Raw genomic sequence first — 17,715 nt, 5'->3', positions numbered from 1 at the left:
GCCGGACCCTCGCGGTCCGGCCGGGCTCGGGTGGATCGAGTGCAGCCCGAGCTGGGGCATCGGCGCGGCGAAGGTGTCCGTCGCGCGATAACGCGAACAGGAACTAGAACGCGTTCTATAGTCTGCACATGCAGACAGCGTCGACTGGGCAGCCGGGGGCGAGGCGGGCCGATCCGGTGCGGAAGTGGCGGAGGCGGGTGGGGGTGCTCGTCCTCACTGTCTCCCTGGCCTGTGCGGTTCTGGTCGCGGTTGCCTCACCCGCGGTGGCGATTCCGAACACCAGCGATGCGTTCTATCTGCCTCCGGCCGGTTACGAGTCGACCGAGCCGGGCACGATCCTGCGGTCTCGGCCGATTACGCCGGCCGCGCTCCAGCTGATTCCCATGCGGATTCGCGCGTGGCAGTTGCTGTATCGGACAACGGATTCGAACGGTGATCCGTACACCGCGGTGACCACGATCCTGATGGCGGATCACGGCAGGCCCGCGACCGCGATCCTGTCGTACGACAGCATGATCGACGCGATCGCGCCGAATTGCATGCCCTCGCACGTACTGCGGACCGGCGCGCCGTGGTTCGAGTTCGGGGGTAGCGGTGGTCCGATCACGCTGTCCACGACAGCCAGCGAGACCGCGATGATCGCTGCGGGCCTGGCCCAGGGGTGGGCGGTGTCGGTGCCTGACCTCGGTGGCGTCGAGAATCGGTTCCTGACGCCGCGGGAACCGGGATACGTTGCGCTCGACGGGGTTCGAGCCGCGCAGAACCTCGCCGCGCTCGGTCCGATCGGGGCGGAGACGCCCGCACTGTTCTGGGGGTACTCCGGCGGCGGAATCGCCACGACGTGGGCCGCGCAGGTGCAGCCGACGTACGCACCGGAACTGAACGTCGCGGGGATGGCCATCGGTGCGCCGGTTCCGGATTTCGCCGCCGCGATCATGAATGGAAACGGTTCTCCGGTAGCCGGTTTGGTCGCGGTCGGCGTGGCCGCATTGCGGCAGGACTCTCCCGAATTCGCGGAGCTCCTCGATCGCATCGTCACCGAGGAAGGCCAGCAGCTGCTCGCGGGAGCGGCGGCGAGCTGCACACCGCAGAACCTGGTCAGCTTCGCGTTCCGTGACTTCGACAGCCTCTTGACCGAGCCGTTGCAGCAGGTCATGAGCGCGCCACTCACCCAGCGCGTGCTCGCGGAACGAGCTCTGGGCGATACCGCCCCCACCGCGCCGCTGTATGTCTACAACGCCGTCGACGACGAATTGAGCACCATCGCGTCCGCCGATCAGTTCGTCGACGGATATTGCGCCGCAGGCACTTCCGTGACCTACCGGCGCGATGTCATCGCCTCCGTGATCTCCGCGCACACCTTCGAATGGGGTCTCGGCGCGCCCGCCGCTTTCGCTTGGCTGAAGGACCGAGCCGCCGATGCGGGCTTCCCGCCGACCGGTTGCGATATCCAGACGGTGTCGACCCCGACCACGCCTGCCGCGCTGAGCACCCTCGGACCTGATTACACCGGCGGGCTACTGGCCGCGATCCTCGGACATCGGTAGACCGCTACAAAGGCATCCGGCCCGACTGCGGTCGATTTGGCTCATCGCTTCGGGCAGAATTCGTGCGGATCCTGTTGCACGCCTGGCATTTCGGTATGACAAGCACACTGATATCGCGCTCAGGACAGCGACAACGCAGCTGAGCACCCACAGTCGCCCCGAGGCCGACGCGCGCCAATTCAGCGGCGGCGCAACGTGCCCGCGATACCCGCACCGACGAGCAGCACACCGGCTAGGAAGATGCTGCCGTTGATCACCCAGGCGTGCACCGCCAGGCGCGTCTCCGCGGACAGCAGCGGCAGGCCGTCGATGAGACGGAAAGTGTCGTCCGGGAACAGGAAGTAGACGATGCCGGGGAACACACCCCATACCAGACCGGCCAGGACCGTCCCCACGGGCGAGTAGGCCGCCAGGGCGGCGACCAAGAGCAGAAGCGCTGCGCCGCCGATGATTTGGAAGGTCGAGCCGAGGCGGTCGGCGGTGTCGCCGAGAATCACCCACTGTCTGGTATCGGCGGCGCCGTGCGCGGCCAACGCGATCCCGATCGGCGTCACCACCAATCCCGTCAGCACCGCGACGAGCGTGCGTCCTGCGTTGCCACTGGTGCGAAACTGCGCGCCGGGCGGGGTCCAGTTCGGGGGCGGCTGGTACTGGTACGACATCGTTCGCCTCCTGCGATCCCGCCATCGCTGTTCATCGTCGCCCCGCGGCGGTGCTCTCGCGCGACCACGGGGTACCACGATGATCTCGCGAAGCCGCCGGTTCGGTGGCGGATCGGGACTTCGCGGGAATCTGCTCGGGCGCGTCGACGCGGGGGCGGGCGGCGGAAGGTGTCGGTGGGATGGGGCACCATGGAGCGCGTGACCACGGCCGAGGAGAGTTTCGCGATCGACGGCACCGCTTCCGACCTGCGGGAGCGGGCCGAAGGGCTGCTGCGCGAGCTGGCGGGGGCGGGCGCGCGGCTACGGGAGGATCAGTGGACCGCGATCGAGGCGCTGGTGGTGCGGCGGCAGCGCGCCCTGGTCGTGCAGCGCACTGGGTGGGGCAAGTCGGCCGTCTATTTCATCGCGGCGAAGCTGCTGCGCGCCGAAGGCCGGGGCCCGACGGTGATCGTGTCGCCGCTGCTCGCGCTCATGCGCAATCAGGTGGCGGCGGCCGAGCGCGCCGGAGTGATCGCGGCGACCATCAACTCGGGCAATGTCACCGAGTGGGACGAGATCCACGATCGGGTCGCCGGTGGCGAGATCGACGTCCTGCTGGTCAGCCCGGAGCGGCTGAACAATCCGGACTTCCGCGATCAGGTCCTGCCGAAGCTGGCCGCCGACGCGGGCCTCGTGGTCATCGACGAAGCGCACTGCGTGTCCGACTGGGGCCACGATTTCCGGCCCGACTACCGTCGCATCCGCACCCTGATCGCCGATCTCGGCTCGGACGTGCCGGTGCTGGCCACCACCGCGACCGCCAACGACCGCGTGGTCACCGATGTCGCGACCCAGATCGGCACCGACACCCTGGTGCTGCGCGGCACGCTCGACCGGGAGTCGCTGCACATGTCGGTGGTGCGCCTGGAGGACGCGGTCGAGCGCACGGCCTGGCTGAGCGGCCACCTGCACCGGCTGCCCGGCTCCGGCATCGTCTACACGCTGACCGTCGCGGCCGCCCACGACCTGGCCGACGTGCTGAACTCGCACGGCCACACCGTCGCGGCCTACACCGGGCAGACCGACCCGGCCGAACGCGAGGCGCTGGAATCGGCGCTGCTGCGCAACGAGGTCAAGGCGCTCATCGCGACCTCCGCGCTCGGCATGGGCTTCGACAAACCCGATCTCGGTTTCGTCGTGCACGTCGGCGCGCCCTCCTCACCCATCGCCTACTACCAGCAGGTGGGCCGCGCGGGTCGCGGCACCGAGCGCGCCGAGGTGGTGCTGCTGCCCGGCCCGGAGGACACCCGGATCTGGAGCTACTTCGCCTCGGTGGCCTTCCCGCGCGAGCACATCGTGCGCACCGTGCTGGACGCCCTCGACCTGGACCGTCCGCTGTCCACCGCGGCGCTGGAGCCGCTGGTGGACTTGAACCGTTCCCGGCTGGAGATGGTGCTCAAGGTGCTGGACGTGGACGGCGCGGTGCGCCGGGTGCGCGGCGGCTGGATCAGCACCGGCGAGCCGTGGGCCTACGACACCGAGCGCTACGAACGTCTGGCCGCGGCCCGCGACGTCGAACAGCAAGCGATGCTGGACTACCAGTCGACCACCGGCTGCCGGATGAACTTCCTGCGCCGCCAGCTCGACGACCCTGGCCTGCCCGCACTGGACGCACAAACGCCTGGCTGCGCTCGCTGCGACAACTGCACCGGGTCGCGCCCCGACGCCACGGTCGACGCCGATGCCGTCGCGGCCACCCGCGCCCGCTTGGACCGCCCCGGCCTGGACCTCGCGCCGCGCAAACAGTGGCCGACCGGCATGGCCAAGCTCGGTATCCCGTTGTCGGGCAAGATCGGTGACGGCGCGGAGACCGGCCGAGTGCTCGGCAGGCTCACCGATCTCGGCTGGGGTCAACGCCTGCGCGCCCTGCTGGACGCTCCCGACGATCCCGTCCCCGACGCCGTCTTCGACGCCTGCATCGCGGTCTTGCGCGAGTGGGATTGGTCCACCCGCCCCACCTCGGTCATGGCCCTGGCGTCCGATCGCCACGCCGTGCTGACCGCCACTCTCGCCGCCCGCCTCGCCGAGGTCGGCAGGCTCCGCGATCTCGGCACCCTCGCGACCCGGCCCGGGCAGCCACCGGTCTCCGCGGCCAACTCCGCGCACCGCGTCGCGGGCCTCTACGACTCGTGGGACGTTCCCGACCTCTCCGGCGTCGACGGCCCGATTCTCCTGGTCGACGCCCGCACCGACACCGGCTGGACCCTCACGGTCGCCGCCCACGCCCTCCGCCGCGCGGGCGCACCCGCTGTCCTCCCCTTCGCGCTGGCCTCGGTCACCTGACCGCGTCGTCTACAAACTCAGCGTCGCCCGCAGACTCGCGTCCAGTGACTCGCTCTCCGCGGCGGTCAACTTCCCCAGCTTCTCGGTGAGCCACGGCCGGTAGGCCCGGTGCAGTTCCAGCGCGTCCACCCAGCCGTGTTCGGTGTATACGCCGAGCACATGGCCGGGATCGCTCACCACCACCGGGACGACGTGCAGCCAGCGGTACGGCGAGGTGATGACGGCCGGGTCGGAGACGAGCACCACCGTGCTGCGCCGGGGGAAGGGGGTGCCGTCGCTGAGAGTCGGTGCGTAGCTCCAGATCTCGCCGCGCCTCATGCGGCACCGCGGGACCGGCGGCGGGCGTCGGCGGCGGCGGACTCGGTGAGGTCGAGTTCGTCGTGGGCGGCGGCCAGGTCGGCGGCGTCGTCGACGGCGAGGCTGGTGAGACTGTCGTGCACGAGCGCGGAGCGCAGCGACGCGTTGATCAGCGACGAAAGGCTGCGGTTCTGGCGTTCGGCGGCCTGCTTGGCCCATTCGGCGACCTGCGGATCCAGCGTCACCGTGATGCGCGTCGCCTTACTCATACCTTCATGCATACCAGAACGGTGCACCGCGCGGAACCAGTGCGGCGTGCCCGATCGGACGCCGCGAGGCCCGCGTTTTCGACGGACGTCGTGCGCCCTGGCCCGTTAAGCTCGGACCGTGGCGAGCAAGTCCGCATCGGCCGTCGAGCTGGACGTCGGTGACCGCACCGTGCGCATCTCGAACCCGGATCGGGTGTACTTCCCCGAGTCCGGCGCGACCAAGCTCGACCTCGTGCAGTACTACCTGAGCGTCGGCGACGGCATCGTCAACGCTCTGCGCGACCGTCCGTGCATGCTGCACCGCTTCCCCAAGGGCCTGGCCGGCGACAAGGTGCACCAGAAGCGCCTGCCGCAGGGTGCTCCGGAGTGGATTCCGACGGTGCGCGTCTTCTTCCCGCGCTACGGCCGTCACGCCGACGAGCTGTGCGTGCGGGAACTGGCCGACGTGATCTGGGCCGTCCAGATGTCGACGGTCGAGTTCCATCCGTGGAACTCCCGCCGCGCCGACACCGAACGCCCCGACGAGTGGCGCATCGACCTGGACCCGATGCCGGACTGCCCGTGGTCGCGGGTGCAGCGCGTCGCGGGCGTGGTGCACGAGGTGCTCGACGAACTCGGCGCCGTCGGCTGGCCGAAGACCTCGGGCGGCAACGGACTGCACGTGTACGTGCGGATCGCACCGGAGTGGGGTTTCGCCGACGTGCGCAGGGCCGCGCTGGCATTCGCGCACGAGGTGGAGCGCCGCGCCCCCGACGACGTCACGACCACCTGGTGGCGACGCGACCGCGATCCGAAGCTGCTGTTCGTCGACTACAACCAGAACGCCCGCGACCACACCATTGCCGCGGCCTACTCGGTGCGCGGCGTACCGGAGGCGACCGTCTCCACTCCGGTCCGCTGGGACGAGATCCCCGATATCGATCCGCGCGACTTCACGATAAAGACGGTGCCGTCCCGTTACGCCGAGCTCGGCGACCTGCACGCCGGAATCGATGACGCAGTCTTCGCCATCGACGAGCTGCTGGAGTGGGCAGACCGGGAGCGCCTCGAGGTGGATCCGCCGGAGGAGGATTCTTAACGCGTGGTGCTACCGTCGCGGTGGCGAGCAGTCGGTCCGAGCACGGACCGTCGGTGCCGGCGAAGGAGGTCCGCGATCGTGATCGAGCGTCATCGAGTGGTCCAGTGGCTCAGCGTGTCCTCGCGCGCGACGGAGCCGAGCGTCGGCGAGGCGCGGTCGTGAACGAGACGCCGGTCCCGATCGCGATCGGTCCCACCCAACCCGCGCCGACGCTGCTGGAGAAGGCCGTCACCGAGGGCGGCGCGACGCTGAGCGACCTCGCCGAGGCGCGGGCGTTGATCTGGGCGGGCGGGCCCGGGGAGTTCCCGGAGCGGCTGCCCGACTCCGTCGTGTGGGTGCAGCTGCCCGCGGCGGGCGTCGAGGACTGGTTCACCGGGGGTCTGATCGCCCGGCATCCGAACGTCCGGTTCACCTCCGCCGCAGGCGCTTTCGCCGCCAGTGTGGCCGAGCACGCGCTGATGATGCTGCTCGCCGGTGTGCGCTACCTGCCCGAACAGCTGCGCGCGGGCAGCTGGCGCCAGCAGGACTTCTTCCCGCACGTCGGCACCCTGCGCGGTAAGACCGTCACCATCGTCGGCGCGGGCGGCATCGGCCGCGCGCTGATCCCGATGCTCGTCCCGCTCGGCGCGCACATCATCGCGGTGAACCGGTCCGGTCGACCGGTCACCGGTCCAGGCATTCCGTCGACGGTCGAGACGATCTCGGCCGAGCAGGTGTCCAGGGTGTGGCCGCGCACCGATCACGTGGTGGTGGCCGCGCCCGCGACCGCGGACACCCAGCACCTGATCAGCGCCGACGTGCTGGCCCGGCTCAAGCCCTCCTCGTGGGTGATCAATGTGGCCCGCGGCAGCCTGGTCGACACGGACGCGCTGGTGGCGGCGCTCGCTGTCGGCGCGATCGGCGGCGCCGGGCTCGACGTCACCGACCCGGAGCCGCTGCCGGACGGGCACCCGCTCTGGGTGCTGCCGAATGCCATTGTGACGCCGCACGATTCGAATCCGCCGCAGCTGCGTTTCGCCGCGTTCGCCGACCATGTCGAGGCGAACGTCGTCCGGTTCGTCGAGGGGCGCGAACTGCTCGCGCCGATCGATCCCGCGCGCGGCTACTGACCTCCGCACGGGCCCCGGCGACAGGGACCGCACCGAGCCGACCGGCGAGTTCCACCACACCCGGCCACGGGTCCGCACCCGGCGCACAGGACCCCGTCGAGGCGAAACCGCCGCATTCGGCGCGCACGAGCATCGCCACCCCGCCGTTCGCGATGGCGTCGTGACGAGAGCGCCCTAATCTGCCATTGACAAATGGCACATTCACAGATGATCCTTGATCCCATGACAAGGTCAACGAGGACCTCGGTCCCCGGCGTTCCCGCCGCGCCCTCCCTGCGTGCCGGTCTTGCCGCCGCGGCCGCCGAGTACGGATTGCGGCCGCTGAACTGCGCCATTCCCCTGAATACGCCGGGCATCTGGTTCGCGCGCAACCTCATCGCTGCGATCATGGCCGCGGCCGGACCACCACCGGCAGGCACCAGCGTCGCCCCGGTTCGCGCGGGCGCGGTGCGCGGCGAATGGGTGCGAGCACCGGGCGTCGAATTCGGCAGGCGCGCGATCTACTACATCCACGGCAGCGGGTACGTCCTCTGCTCTGCCCGCACCCACCGCGGGCTCGCCGCCCGGCTCTCCCGCGAGACCGGTCGCCCGGTATTCCTCATCGATTACCGGCTGGCGCCGGAGCACCGCTTCCCCGCCGCGGCCGACGATGTGGCGGCGGGCTACCGGTGGCTGCTCCAGCGCGGCTACGAGGCGAAAGACCTCGCCATCGCCTGTGATTCGGCGGGCGGGCACCTCGCGCTCGATCTGCTGGTGCAGAACGAGACCCGCGCGCTGCCGCCGCCTGCCGCCGTGGCGATGTTCTCGCCGCTGCTCGACCTCACCCTGAGCCTCGCCGCCGGACAGGAACGGCGCAGACGCGATCCGGTCATCTCGGCGCGCGCCGCCGCCCGGCTGCCTCGTCAGTACACCCGCGGCCTCCCCGCCGACGCGCCCCGGCTGCGGCTCACTGTGCCCGCTGGCATCGAACTGCCGCCGATCCTGGTCCAGGCCGGTGGCGCCGAGATGCTCAGCGCGGACGCGCGGCGGCTGCACGAACTGGTGCGCGCCGCGGGCGGCGTCTGCGAGCTGGAGATCTGGCCGGGCCAGGTGCACGTCTTCCAGGCGCTGCCCCGGCTGGTTCCGGAGGCCGACCTGGCGCTGCGCAGGACCGCGGAATTTCTCGGCGCGGCATGGGCCGCGCGCACCGATGTGGAACAGGTGAGCTGAGATGTTGGAAAGACTTGTCCCGCTGAGCTTTCGATCGCGCCGCAGCCACGGGGCGCGGGCTGTGGTGACGGGCGCGGGCAGCGGCATCGGCCGCGCCTTCGCGGTCGAGCTCGCCGCCCGCGGCGGTCAGGTGATCTGCGCCGATATCGACCAGGCGCGCGCCGAGCAGACCGTCGCGATCATCGAGCGCACCCATCCCGGCGCCGCGCACGCCTTCCGCTGCGATGTGTCCCAGCGCGCGGATGTGGAGGTGCTGGCTCGCTTCGCCGAATCGGTTTTCGACAAGCCGGTCTCTCTGGTGATCAACAACGCGGGTGTCGGCATCGGCGGTAAACCCGTGGGCGCCATCGGTTTCGCCGACTGGGAGTGGGCGCTGGGCATCAATCTCTGGGGCGTGGTGCACGGCTGCGAGATCTTCACCCCGATGCTGCGGGAGGCGGGCCGCGGCGGCATCGTCAACGTCGCCTCGGCGGCCGCCTTCGCGGCCGCGCCCTCCATGGCCGTCTACAACACCTCCAAGGCCGCGGTGCTTTCGCTGTCGGAGACCATGGCCGCCGAACTGAGCGGCAGCGGAGTCGCGGTCACGGTGCTGTGCCCGACCTTCGTCAAGACCAACGTGGCCAAGGACGGACGCATCACCGCCCAGTCCATGCGGCTGGCCGAAACTCTCATGCGCTGGACCGGTTTCACCCCGGAACACGTCGCACGCATCACGCTCGACGCCAACGACCGCGGCAGCCTCTACGTCGTACCGCAACTCGACGCGCAGCTGATCTGGCGCCTCAAGCGCTACTTCCCCGCGCCCTACACCCTCGCCCTCGGCCTGCTGGAACGCCTGCTGCCGCAGGACGATTCGACCACTCCGGACCGCGCCGCGGTCACCGACAAGACGGGAGTCTGACATGGCCGCCATCGCTATGGACTTCGAGGACATGCTCCGCAAGATCAAGGACCGCCAGTGGGCGCTGGCCGACATCGACTGGGACGCTCCCGGCGCGGAGACCATCACCCCCGAGCTGCACGCGCGGCTCAAGCCGTTCATGGCCGACCTCATGTGGATCGAGAACGTCGGCGCCCGCGGTTTCGCGGCCATGGCCAAGAAGGCGCCCACCGAAACCCTGCGCGAGATCTACCGCTACTTCCACGCCGAGGAACAGAAGCACGCCAACGCCGAGCTGGCGCTGATGCGCCGCTGGGGCATGCTCGACGGCGACGAGATCCCGCAGCCGAACGTGAACGTCAAGCTGGTCATCGACTTCCTGGACAAGTACTCCGACGACATGTCGCTGTCGTTCCTCGGCACGGTGATCCCGATGCTCGAGGTGGCGCTGGACGGCGCACTGGTCAAGTTCATCATGGACGAGATCGAGGATCCAGTCTGCCAGGAGGCGTTCAAGCGGATCAATGCCGACGAATCTCGGCACCTGGCGGTCGATTTCGCGGTGATGGATCTGCTCGGGCACGCCGAGATGCGCAAGCTGCTCATCGAGCTGATCGGCGGTTGGGTCAAGCCGACCTTCCTGATCGGCGTGCTGAGCTACGTGCCGCTGCTGAACAAGATGCGCGACAACATCGTCGCGATGGGCGTGGACGAGGAGAAGCTCTACACGGCGCTGAAGCGCTACCGCACTGTCGGCGAGCGCAGCGATTTCGCGCGCAGGCTGCCGATGTATCAGATCGTGAAGATGCACGGCGGCTGGGTGGTGAACCGAGACCACCCGTATCACGTGCTGGCCGACGCCCTGGTCAAGATCACCGCGCGGGTGCCGAAGCGGTTGCTGCGCCGAGATCCCACCTGGGCCAAGGAAATCACCTACGAACCGGCTGCTTGAGAGACAACGCCATGACCAATACACAGACGCTCGACGTCGCGGTGATCGGCGGCGGCTTCGCTGGCATCGGCGCCGCGATCCGTTTGAAACAGCGCGGCATCGAGAACTTCGCCATCCTGGAGCGCGACACCGCACTCGGCGGCACCTGGCGCGACAACACCTATCCCGGTGCGGCCTGTGACATTCCGTCGCGGCTCTACTCCTACAGTTTCGCGCCCAATCCGAACTGGTCGCAGACCTATTCCGGCAGCGCGGAGATCCTCGGCTACATCGAGTCGATGGCGACGCAGTATCGGCTGCGCCCGCACGTTCGATTCGGTTGCACCGTCACCGGACTCGCGTTCGACGAGGACGCGGGCACGTGGGTTATCGCGGTGGAAGGCGCCGCGCCCGTGCGGGCACGCACCGTGGTGCTCGCCTCCGGACCGCTGGCGAACGCGAGCTTCCCCGCCCTCCGCGGCATAGAGACCTACGAAGGGCACAAGATCCACAGTGCCCGTTGGGATCACGGCTACGACTTCACCGGCAAGCGGGTCGCGGTGATCGGCACCGGGGCGAGCGCGGTGCAGATCATCCCCGAGCTGGTCGACAAGGCCGCCTCGGTCAAGGTGTTCCAGCGCACGCCCGGCTGGGTGCTGCCCCGGGTGAACCGGCGCACCAGCCCGCTCACCAAGAGCCTCTACCGGCACGTGCCAGGGGCGGAATCGCTGGCCAGGCGCGCCTGGTTCTACGGGCACGAGTCGGTGGCGCTCGGCGTCGTGTGGAACACCCCGCTGACCCGCGTCGTCGAGCTGGCCGGACGGGCCCAGCTGCGCAGGCAGGTGCGCGACCCGTGGCTGCGCCGCCAGCTGACGCCGGAGTTTCGTGCCGGGTGCAAGCGCCTGCTGATGACCGACGACTACTACCCGGCGTTGCAGCGCGACAACTGCAAGCTGATCACCTGGCCGATCGCGCGACTCGCACCGCACGGCATCCGCACCGCGGAAGGTGTTGAGCACCAGGCGGATTGCATCGTGTTCGCGACCGGGTTCGACGTGTCCAAAGCCGGGACGCCGATCCCGATCACCGGCCGCGACGGCCGGGTGCTCGCCGAGGAGTGGTCGCGGGGCGCGTACGCGTACAAGAGCGTCGCCGTGTCGGGCTATCCGAATCTGTTCTTCACCTTCGGGCCGAATTCCGGACCCGGCCACAATTCGGCGCTGGTGTACATGGAGGCCCAGATCGACTACCTGGTCGAGGCGATCGGCACCGTCCTGGACCGGGACCTGCGCATGCTCGACGTCCGCAGGGACCGCCAGGACCGATACAACATGGCGATCCAGCGCAGGCTCACCGCGACCACCTGGAACTCCGGCTGCCACAGCTGGTACCTGACCGACGACGGCTTCAACGCCACCATGTATCCCGGTTTCGCGACGCAGTACGTGCACCAGCTGCGCGAGCTGCGGCTCGAGGACTATCACGTGGTGGCCGCAGACGCGGGTGCGCGGGCGGCCCGGATCGCGGCGGTCTCCTAGCGGGCGAGCCGGCCGACCCGCCGGAACGACGTGAGCCCGGCGCGCGCCCGTAGGTGCCGCCGGGCTCGTCTCGCTAGACTCGGTTCTTTCGACGATCAAGGTCGCGGCCGCCGGGGCATCCGGTGCGCCGCGGCGGGCGAGGAGGTGAGCGCGGTGGCCGAGTATCGGATCGACGATCTGGCCCGCGCGGCGGGCACCACCACCCGCAACGTGCGCGCCTACCAGGAGCGCGGCCTGCTGCCGCCGCCGATCGGCAAGGACGGCAGGGCAAGCATCTACGACGAAACGCACCTGGACCGGCTGCGGCTGATCGACGCGCTGTTGCAGCGCGGCTTCACCACCGCGCACATCGCCGATTTCATCACCAGCTGGGAGACCGGCAAGGACCTGACCGAGGTGCTCGGCCTCCAGCACGCGGTCACCGCCGCCTGGGCGAAGACCGAGACCTTCGAGGTTCCGCGCGAGCTGATCGAGACGCTGCTCGGCGCCGAGGCCGCCGATCTGGTCGACCGGCTGACCGAGATGAAGCTGGTCCGGGTCGAGGGCGAGACCGTGGTGTTCACCGACACCCAGCTGCTGGCCTCCTTCGCCGAACTGCACGAATACGGCTTGGAGCTACGCACCCTCATCGAGATCTACGCCAAGGTCGCCGACCGGATCGACGACATCACCCATATCATGATCACCGCCGCCAAGCAGCACATCATCGACGAGCACGGCCCGGGCTGGCTGCCCGAGACCAGCGGCGAAATCGCCGAGACCACAACGATGTTGAACAAGATGCGGGAGCTGGCCACCGCCTCGGTGCACGCCACCCTCGCGCGGTCGCTCGACGTGACGCTGCGCCGCGAACTCGGCGAGTATCTCGCCACCGCCGCCGAGCGGGAAGCCAAGCGCACCGGCAAACGCTCCTGACGCACGTCATCGCCGCGCGTAGAGCACCGCGGCACAGCCGTACCCGACGGCGGTGAGCCCGAGACACCACAGCACCGCCGCGACGGCCTGCCCTCCCCCGCCGCTCGCCAGGAGACCGCGCACGGTGCCGATCACCGGTGTGGCGGGCTGATTCTCGGCGAACGAGCGCAGCCAGCCGGGCATGGTGCCGATCGGGACGAACGCGCTGCTCACGTAGGGAACGAACATGACGGCGTAGGTGAATCCGCCCGCGGCCTCCGGACTCCTGGCCAGCACGCCGAGCGCGACTGCGATCCAGGTGACGGCGTGCACGAACAACACGATGAGCCCGAACGCGGCCGCCCAGTCGAACATGCCTGCGCCGGAACGGAATCCGAGCGCGAAGGCGATCGCGAGCACGATGCCGACGGCAGCGAGGTTACGGACGACGCCCTCCCCCACATGTCCCGCGAGCAGCGCCTGCCGGAAGGCGGGCAGCGTACGGAACCTCTCCACAGCGCCGGAGATCATGTCCGTCGATACCGCCGTCGCGGTAATGGACGCGCCGAAACCAGTGCACAGCAGGATGATTCCCGGCAGCACATAATCGAGGTAGGGCATGCCGACCTGGATCGCGCCGCCGAAGACGTAGACGAACAGCAGCATGATCAGGATCGGCAGCAGCAGCGAGACGATCAGGGTGTCGCGGCTGCGCAGGGTACGGCGCGTCGCGCGCCGGAACATGACCGCGGAATCCGCGACCGCCGCCGCCAACCGTCTCATCCGCGCCGGGCGAGTGCGCGCGTCGTCCTGCCAGGGCTGGACAGGCGGGTACCGAAGGCGTTGGACGCGGTCAGGATCACGTCGCGGCACGCTCGACGATGTCGGCCGTGCGCCGGGTCGCGTCCGAGCTCGAATGCAGCCGCGCAGCCAGGCTTTTCGCCCGCTGCCTGGTCTCCGGTGCGAGCAGGGTCCGGACGCCTTCGGTCAGCCGCTCCGCGTCCAGCCGCTGGAACGGCAGATGCGCGCCGACTCCGAGCCGTGCGACCTGACCGCCCCACATCGGCTGATCGAACGACACCGAGCAGACCAGCGTCGGCAGGCCTGCGCGCAGGCTCTCGAAGGTGGTGCCGATTCCGCCGTGATGCACGGCCGCGGCGCACAGCGGGAAGACGATGTCGTGCGCGAGCGGTCCGACGACCCGCACGTTCGGGCCGGTCTCGGCGTTCGCGGCGTCCAGATCGCTCCATCCCGCGCTCACCAGCCCGCGCCTGCCGAGCCGCGCGCAGACCTGCTCCACGATGGCCAGCACCGCGTGCGTGTCTCTGATGGGCATGCTGCCGAACCCGAAGTACACCGGCGGCTCGCCCTCCGCGATCCAGGCCAGCACCTCGCCGTGATCGGCGGCGAGCTCACCGACCGCCTCGCGCGCCGAGCGCTCGAGCGGCAGGAAGCCGACCAGCGGCCTGCGCTCACCCCACTCCTCGGCCAGACCAGGCACCAGCGCGCGATCGTAGATCTGCACCTCGGGCACGCCGCGGCGATCCAGCACGGCCGCCGGGCTGGCCACCGACCTGCGCAGGCCCAGTTCGCGGCGCAGCTGGTCGAGGTAGCGCAGGAAGACCACCCGCCGCAGGTTCTCGGCCAGCGCCCAGGTCGCGCGGTTGACCGCGGCGGGTGGACGCCAGTGCGGCGGCAGCGCGCCGGGGAACGGGTACGCCCCGTTCTTGCGGCCGGGGAATCCGTGCATGGTCACCATCGGCACCCCCATCGCCTCGGCCACCGACGCGGCCCGATCCTCGGTGAGCAACGTGGAGACGATGATGTCGGCGTCCCGGCAGACCTCGACGACCTCCCGGTTCATCCGCTCGGCGTAATCGGCCATCTGCTTGCCGACCAGCTGCATCAACCGGAAACTGCTGCCCGCGGCCAGTGCGCGCTGCCCCTCGTCGGAGGCGTACAGCTGCTGCACGTCCGGACCGCACGGGATCGCGGTCAGCCCGGTGCGCGCGGTGAAATCGATGAGATTGGGCGGAGCGCCGACGGTCACCTCGTGGCCGCGGCGGCGCAGTTCCAGACCGAGCGCCACCGCGGGTTGCACGTCCCCGCGCGTGCCGGTCAGCGGTATCGCCACCTTCATGCCGTCGCCTCCCGCCGGTCGGCGCGATTCTCCCTCATCGGACCTCCTGCGTCCGTACGGTGGTGGCCATGCACGTCGCGTTGTTCACCGACTTCCATCCCGCCACTCTCGGCGGAATCCAGACATCGGTGAACGCCCTGCGGCGCGGTCTGGCACGGGCCGGTCACCGGGTCACGGTGTTCGCCGCACCCACGCCGGAATCTACCGAACCCGACTCGGACCTGGTGGTCCTTTCGGCACTCGCGGGCGTGCGGGTGAACGGATTCGCGATGGTGCTGCCGACGCCGGAGAACAGTCGCCGCATCGACGCGGCCTTCGCCGACCGCGGTCCGGTCGACGTCGTGCATCTGCACACCACCTACGGTGTCGCGATCGCCGGGCTGCGCGCCGCGCGCCGCCACGGGATTCCGGTCGTGCAGACGGTGCACAGCCGCGACGACGCGTTCATCCAGCACACCTCGCCGACGCCGTACCTGTCCGCGCTCGCCGTGCGGGTGCTGCACGGCCGCTTCGTCGCGCACCGGGAATCGTTGTCGCACAACGAGGAATCTCGCGCGGCACGGCACGCCTGGCACACGATGGTGAACCACGCGCGCGCCGCCGACCGGGTGATCGTGCCGACCGAACACTTCGCCGACCGGTTCCGCGCGCACGGGTTGGACCGCCCGATTCGGGTGATTTCCAACGGTATCGACGACGCACTGCTCGATGCCGCCCGCGCCGCGGCCGCGATCGCGCCGTCGGCGACCGACGCCGCCGGGAGCAGCGGCGAAACAAGCGAAACCTCAGCACCTTTCACCGGTAGTAGCGCGAAACACGCAGCGCCCCTTCGTGTGCTGTGGTGTGGACGGTTGTCGCCGGAGAAGCGACTGCTGGAAGCCCTCGAAGCCGTCCGCCGAACGCCGGGCTGCACGCTGGACATATACGGCACCGGAGATCTGGAGGCCGCGGCCCACGCCGCGATCGAGGCGGGCGGACTCGCGGACCGCGTCCGGCTGCACGGCGGCGTGCCTCAGCTCGATTGCCTCACCGCGATGGCGGCGCACGACGTACTGCTCTTCCCCTCGACGGGATTCGACACCCAGGGCATGGCGCTGCTGGAGGCCGTCGCCATGGAGCTGCCGGTGGTCTACTGCGATCCCGATCTCGCGGAGACTGTGCCGCCGGGCGGCGGTGTGCGGACATCGGCCCCCTCGGTCGAGTCGATCGCCGCCACCCTGCGCGATCTGGCCGCCGATCCGGCGCGGCTGATTCCGATGCGAAAGGTCCTGAGCGAGTATGCCGACACGGCTCGGCAGTCGCGGCTGACCGATCGGATCGTCGCCGAATACACCGACCTGACGGGCGGCGCCGACCGCGCTTCGGCGCAGGCGGCCATCCCCACCGCTCCCGGTCGTCTCCCGCTGCTCGGTCACAGCCTCGCCGCGTTGCGCGGCGGGCTGCCGTTCGTCGCCAGGCTGGCCGAGATCGGGCCGATCGTGCGCATCTACCTCGGCCCGCGCCCCGCCTATGTCCTGACGACGCCCGAACTGATTCGCGAGGTCGGCTTCGGCGAGGCCGGGTCGTTCCATCGCGAGGAGCTGCGGGAGGCGATGCACGAGGTCATCCACGGCGCCTCGAACGTGCTCAGCGGCACACCGCACGAACTGCGCCGCCGCATGATCGCCCCGGCGCTGCGCAGGCGCAGGCTCGCCGAGTACACCACCGTCGCCGCGGAGCTGGTCAACGCGTGGGCCGACGCCCTTCCCGCCGATCGCGAGCTGAACCTGGTGAACGAGGCGCACCGGCTGGTGCTGGACATCATCTCGGCCACCCTGTTCACCGCCGATTTCGGCGCGGCGGCGAAACGCGAAGTACGCGAGAACATTCCGTGGCTGCTCGGTCAGGTGATCCAGCGGGCCGCGCTGCCGCCGCCGGTCCGGCGGGTCCGGGTCGTCGCGAATCGCCGCTTCGCCGCGAAGTCCGCCGCGCTACGGGCGCAGATCGGTGCGGTGGTCGCCGAATACCGCAGGGCCGACCGGGATTTCCACGACGTGCTCTCGGCGCTGGTCCGCCACACCGACCCAGAGACCGGTGCGCGTCTGTCCGACGAGGAGATCGTCGACGAGCTGATCCTGATGCTGGCGGCGGGCGTCGGCTCGACGGCTTCGATCATGGCCTGGGTCTGGCACGAGACCATGCGCAACCGCGAGGTCGGTGACGAATTGCGCAGAGAACTGGACGATTTCGTCGGCACCGCGCCGGTCCGCTCGGACCACGTGGTCGCGCTGCCGTATCTGCGGCTGGTGGTGCTGGAGACGTTGCGGTTCTGGGGGCCCTGGGTGAGCACGCAGACCGCCGATGGACCGGTCACCGTCGGCGACGTCACCCTGCCCGACGGCGCGACGGTGGTGTACAGCCCGTACCTCGTGCACCACACCGAGCGCTACTACCCCGCGCCCGAAACCTTCGATCCGGATCGGTGGTTCGCCGGACGGGTCGAGGAGATCGACAAGAAGGCGATCCTGCCGTTCGGCGTGGGAGAGCGGCACTGTCCCGGCAACAACTTCGCCGTCATGACTGTCACGCTCGCCACCGCGGCGCTGTTCGCGCACTGGCGGCCGACGCCCGATCCGAAGTACCGGGTGCGGCCGACCACCCTCGATTTCGTGCCCTCGCCGTCCAAACTGCCGGTCGTGCTGCACCACAGATGATCGGCGCGCGGCGTACCAGGGCGACGATCGGCGTAGCAGAGCACGACCGACGCGTGCGGCTGCGACATCCCGTTGTTCCGGGCTGGGACCTGTCCATATCCATCGAACAACCGGGCGGGCGACGTACGCTGCTCGGTGAGCGTGTG

At 69.8% G+C, this 17,715-nt stretch carries 15 protein-coding genes; 10 read left to right on the top strand and 5 right to left on the bottom strand.

The window, feature by feature from the left end; all coding sequences use genetic code 11:
* The first annotated feature begins 128 nt into the window (after positions 1-128).
* On the top strand, positions 129-1,547 hold the full coding sequence (locus AC3ERS_RS01855; protein ID WP_431962759.1) for a lipase family protein: 1,419 nt from the start codon (positions 129-131) through the stop codon (positions 1,545-1,547).
* Between the two features lie 179 nt (positions 1,548-1,726).
* On the opposite strand, the gene AC3ERS_RS01850 is transcribed toward AC3ERS_RS01855, so the two are convergent.
* A complete protein-coding gene (locus tag AC3ERS_RS01850) occupies positions 1,727-2,209 on the bottom strand; it encodes a hypothetical protein (protein WP_431962757.1) in 483 nt (160 codons plus the stop codon).
* A 189-nt stretch (positions 2,210-2,398) separates the two neighbouring features.
* On the opposite strand from AC3ERS_RS01850, the gene AC3ERS_RS01845 reads away from it, so the two are divergent.
* Positions 2,399-4,531 carry a RecQ family ATP-dependent DNA helicase gene (locus AC3ERS_RS01845; protein WP_431962755.1) on the top strand — a complete coding sequence of 711 codons (2,133 nt, stop codon included), beginning with the start codon at positions 2,399-2,401 and terminating at the stop codon, positions 4,529-4,531.
* A gap of 9 nt (positions 4,532-4,540) precedes the next feature.
* Here AC3ERS_RS01845 and AC3ERS_RS01840 read toward each other — a convergent pair whose 3' ends face one another.
* The gene (locus AC3ERS_RS01840) at positions 4,541-4,849 is read right to left on the bottom strand and encodes a hypothetical protein (protein ID WP_431962753.1); all 309 of its coding nucleotides are present in this window, start codon (positions 4,847-4,849) and stop codon (positions 4,541-4,543) included.
* Positions 4,846-5,097: a DUF6364 family protein gene (locus AC3ERS_RS01835; RefSeq protein WP_431962751.1), complete on the bottom strand. Its 252-nt coding sequence runs from the start codon at positions 5,095-5,097 to the stop codon at positions 4,846-4,848. Before AC3ERS_RS01835 ends, AC3ERS_RS01840 begins: the two co-directional genes overlap by 4 nt.
* A 118-nt stretch (positions 5,098-5,215) precedes the next feature.
* On the opposite strand from AC3ERS_RS01835, the gene ligD reads away from it, so the two are divergent.
* The 7 genes from ligD (at position 5,216) to AC3ERS_RS01800 (ending at position 12,757) form a co-directional block, all read left to right on the top strand.
* On the top strand, positions 5,216-6,175 hold the full coding sequence (gene ligD / locus AC3ERS_RS01830; protein ID WP_431962749.1) for a non-homologous end-joining DNA ligase: 960 nt from the start codon (positions 5,216-5,218) through the stop codon (positions 6,173-6,175).
* A 158-nt stretch (positions 6,176-6,333) separates the two neighbouring features.
* Positions 6,334-7,284, top strand: a complete 951-nt coding sequence (locus AC3ERS_RS01825) for a D-isomer specific 2-hydroxyacid dehydrogenase family protein (protein ID WP_431962747.1) — start codon at positions 6,334-6,336, stop codon at positions 7,282-7,284.
* A 222-nt stretch (positions 7,285-7,506) separates the two neighbouring features.
* Entirely contained in the window at positions 7,507-8,493 is a 987-nt protein-coding gene (locus AC3ERS_RS01820) for an alpha/beta hydrolase (protein ID WP_431962745.1), read from the top strand.
* A gap of 1 nt (position 8,494) precedes the next feature.
* Entirely contained in the window at positions 8,495-9,394 is a 900-nt protein-coding gene (locus AC3ERS_RS01815; RefSeq protein ID WP_431962743.1) for an SDR family NAD(P)-dependent oxidoreductase, read from the top strand.
* 1 nt (position 9,395) lies between these two features.
* Complete coding sequence (locus AC3ERS_RS01810) at positions 9,396-10,325, top strand: ferritin-like domain-containing protein (RefSeq protein ID WP_431962741.1); 930 nt, start codon at positions 9,396-9,398, stop codon at positions 10,323-10,325.
* An 11-nt stretch (positions 10,326-10,336) separates the two neighbouring features.
* Positions 10,337-11,842 (top strand): flavin-containing monooxygenase, encoded by a 1,506-nt coding sequence (locus AC3ERS_RS01805; RefSeq protein ID WP_431962739.1) that lies wholly within the window; start codon positions 10,337-10,339, stop codon positions 11,840-11,842.
* A 153-nt stretch (positions 11,843-11,995) separates the two neighbouring features.
* The gene (locus tag AC3ERS_RS01800; protein ID WP_431962737.1) at positions 11,996-12,757 is read left to right on the top strand and encodes a MerR family transcriptional regulator; all 762 of its coding nucleotides are present in this window, start codon (positions 11,996-11,998) and stop codon (positions 12,755-12,757) included.
* A gap of 6 nt (positions 12,758-12,763) precedes the next feature.
* Here AC3ERS_RS01800 and AC3ERS_RS01795 read toward each other — a convergent pair whose 3' ends face one another.
* Both AC3ERS_RS01795 and AC3ERS_RS01790 read right to left on the bottom strand, forming a co-directional pair.
* A complete protein-coding gene (locus AC3ERS_RS01795; RefSeq protein WP_431962735.1) occupies positions 12,764-13,519 on the bottom strand; it encodes an ABC transporter permease in 756 nt (251 codons plus the stop codon).
* A gap of 76 nt (positions 13,520-13,595) precedes the next feature.
* Entirely contained in the window at positions 13,596-14,876 is a 1,281-nt protein-coding gene (locus AC3ERS_RS01790; RefSeq protein ID WP_431962734.1) for a glycosyltransferase, read from the bottom strand.
* A 68-nt stretch (positions 14,877-14,944) separates the two neighbouring features.
* Here AC3ERS_RS01790 and AC3ERS_RS01785 point away from each other — a divergent pair, with 68 nt between their 5' ends.
* Positions 14,945-17,569: a cytochrome P450 gene (locus AC3ERS_RS01785; protein ID WP_431962732.1), complete on the top strand. Its 2,625-nt coding sequence runs from the start codon at positions 14,945-14,947 to the stop codon at positions 17,567-17,569.
* The last annotated feature ends 146 nt before the right edge of the window (positions 17,570-17,715 follow it).

The sequence above is a fragment of the Nocardia sp. bgisy134 genome (genome assembly GCF_057708325.1).
Note: the sequence above shows the minus strand (reverse complement) of the source record. Positions and strands in the feature narration are given on the sequence as shown.

Excerpts from the sequence above, each read along its gene's own strand:
- AC3ERS_RS01855 (WP_431962759.1), top strand. The coding sequence starts at position 129 with ATGCAGACAGCGTCGACTGGGCAGCCGGGGGCGAGGCGGGCCGATCCG.
- AC3ERS_RS01850 (WP_431962757.1), bottom strand. The coding sequence starts at position 2,209 with ATGTCGTACCAGTACCAGCCGCCCCCGAACTGGACCCCGCCCGGCGCG.
- AC3ERS_RS01845 (WP_431962755.1), top strand. The coding sequence starts at position 2,399 with ATGGAGCGCGTGACCACGGCCGAGGAGAGTTTCGCGATCGACGGCACC.
- AC3ERS_RS01840 (WP_431962753.1), bottom strand. The coding sequence starts at position 4,849 with ATGAGGCGCGGCGAGATCTGGAGCTACGCACCGACTCTCAGCGACGGC.
- AC3ERS_RS01835 (WP_431962751.1), bottom strand. The coding sequence starts at position 5,097 with ATGAGTAAGGCGACGCGCATCACGGTGACGCTGGATCCGCAGGTCGCC.
- AC3ERS_RS01820 (WP_431962745.1), top strand. The coding sequence starts at position 7,507 with ATGACAAGGTCAACGAGGACCTCGGTCCCCGGCGTTCCCGCCGCGCCC.
- AC3ERS_RS01815 (WP_431962743.1), top strand. The coding sequence starts at position 8,495 with ATGTTGGAAAGACTTGTCCCGCTGAGCTTTCGATCGCGCCGCAGCCAC.
- AC3ERS_RS01810 (WP_431962741.1), top strand. The coding sequence starts at position 9,396 with ATGGCCGCCATCGCTATGGACTTCGAGGACATGCTCCGCAAGATCAAG.
- AC3ERS_RS01805 (WP_431962739.1), top strand. The coding sequence starts at position 10,337 with ATGACCAATACACAGACGCTCGACGTCGCGGTGATCGGCGGCGGCTTC.
- AC3ERS_RS01795 (WP_431962735.1), bottom strand. The coding sequence starts at position 13,519 with ATGAGACGGTTGGCGGCGGCGGTCGCGGATTCCGCGGTCATGTTCCGG.
- AC3ERS_RS01790 (WP_431962734.1), bottom strand. The coding sequence starts at position 14,876 with ATGAAGGTGGCGATACCGCTGACCGGCACGCGCGGGGACGTGCAACCC.
- AC3ERS_RS01785 (WP_431962732.1), top strand. The coding sequence starts at position 14,945 with ATGCACGTCGCGTTGTTCACCGACTTCCATCCCGCCACTCTCGGCGGA.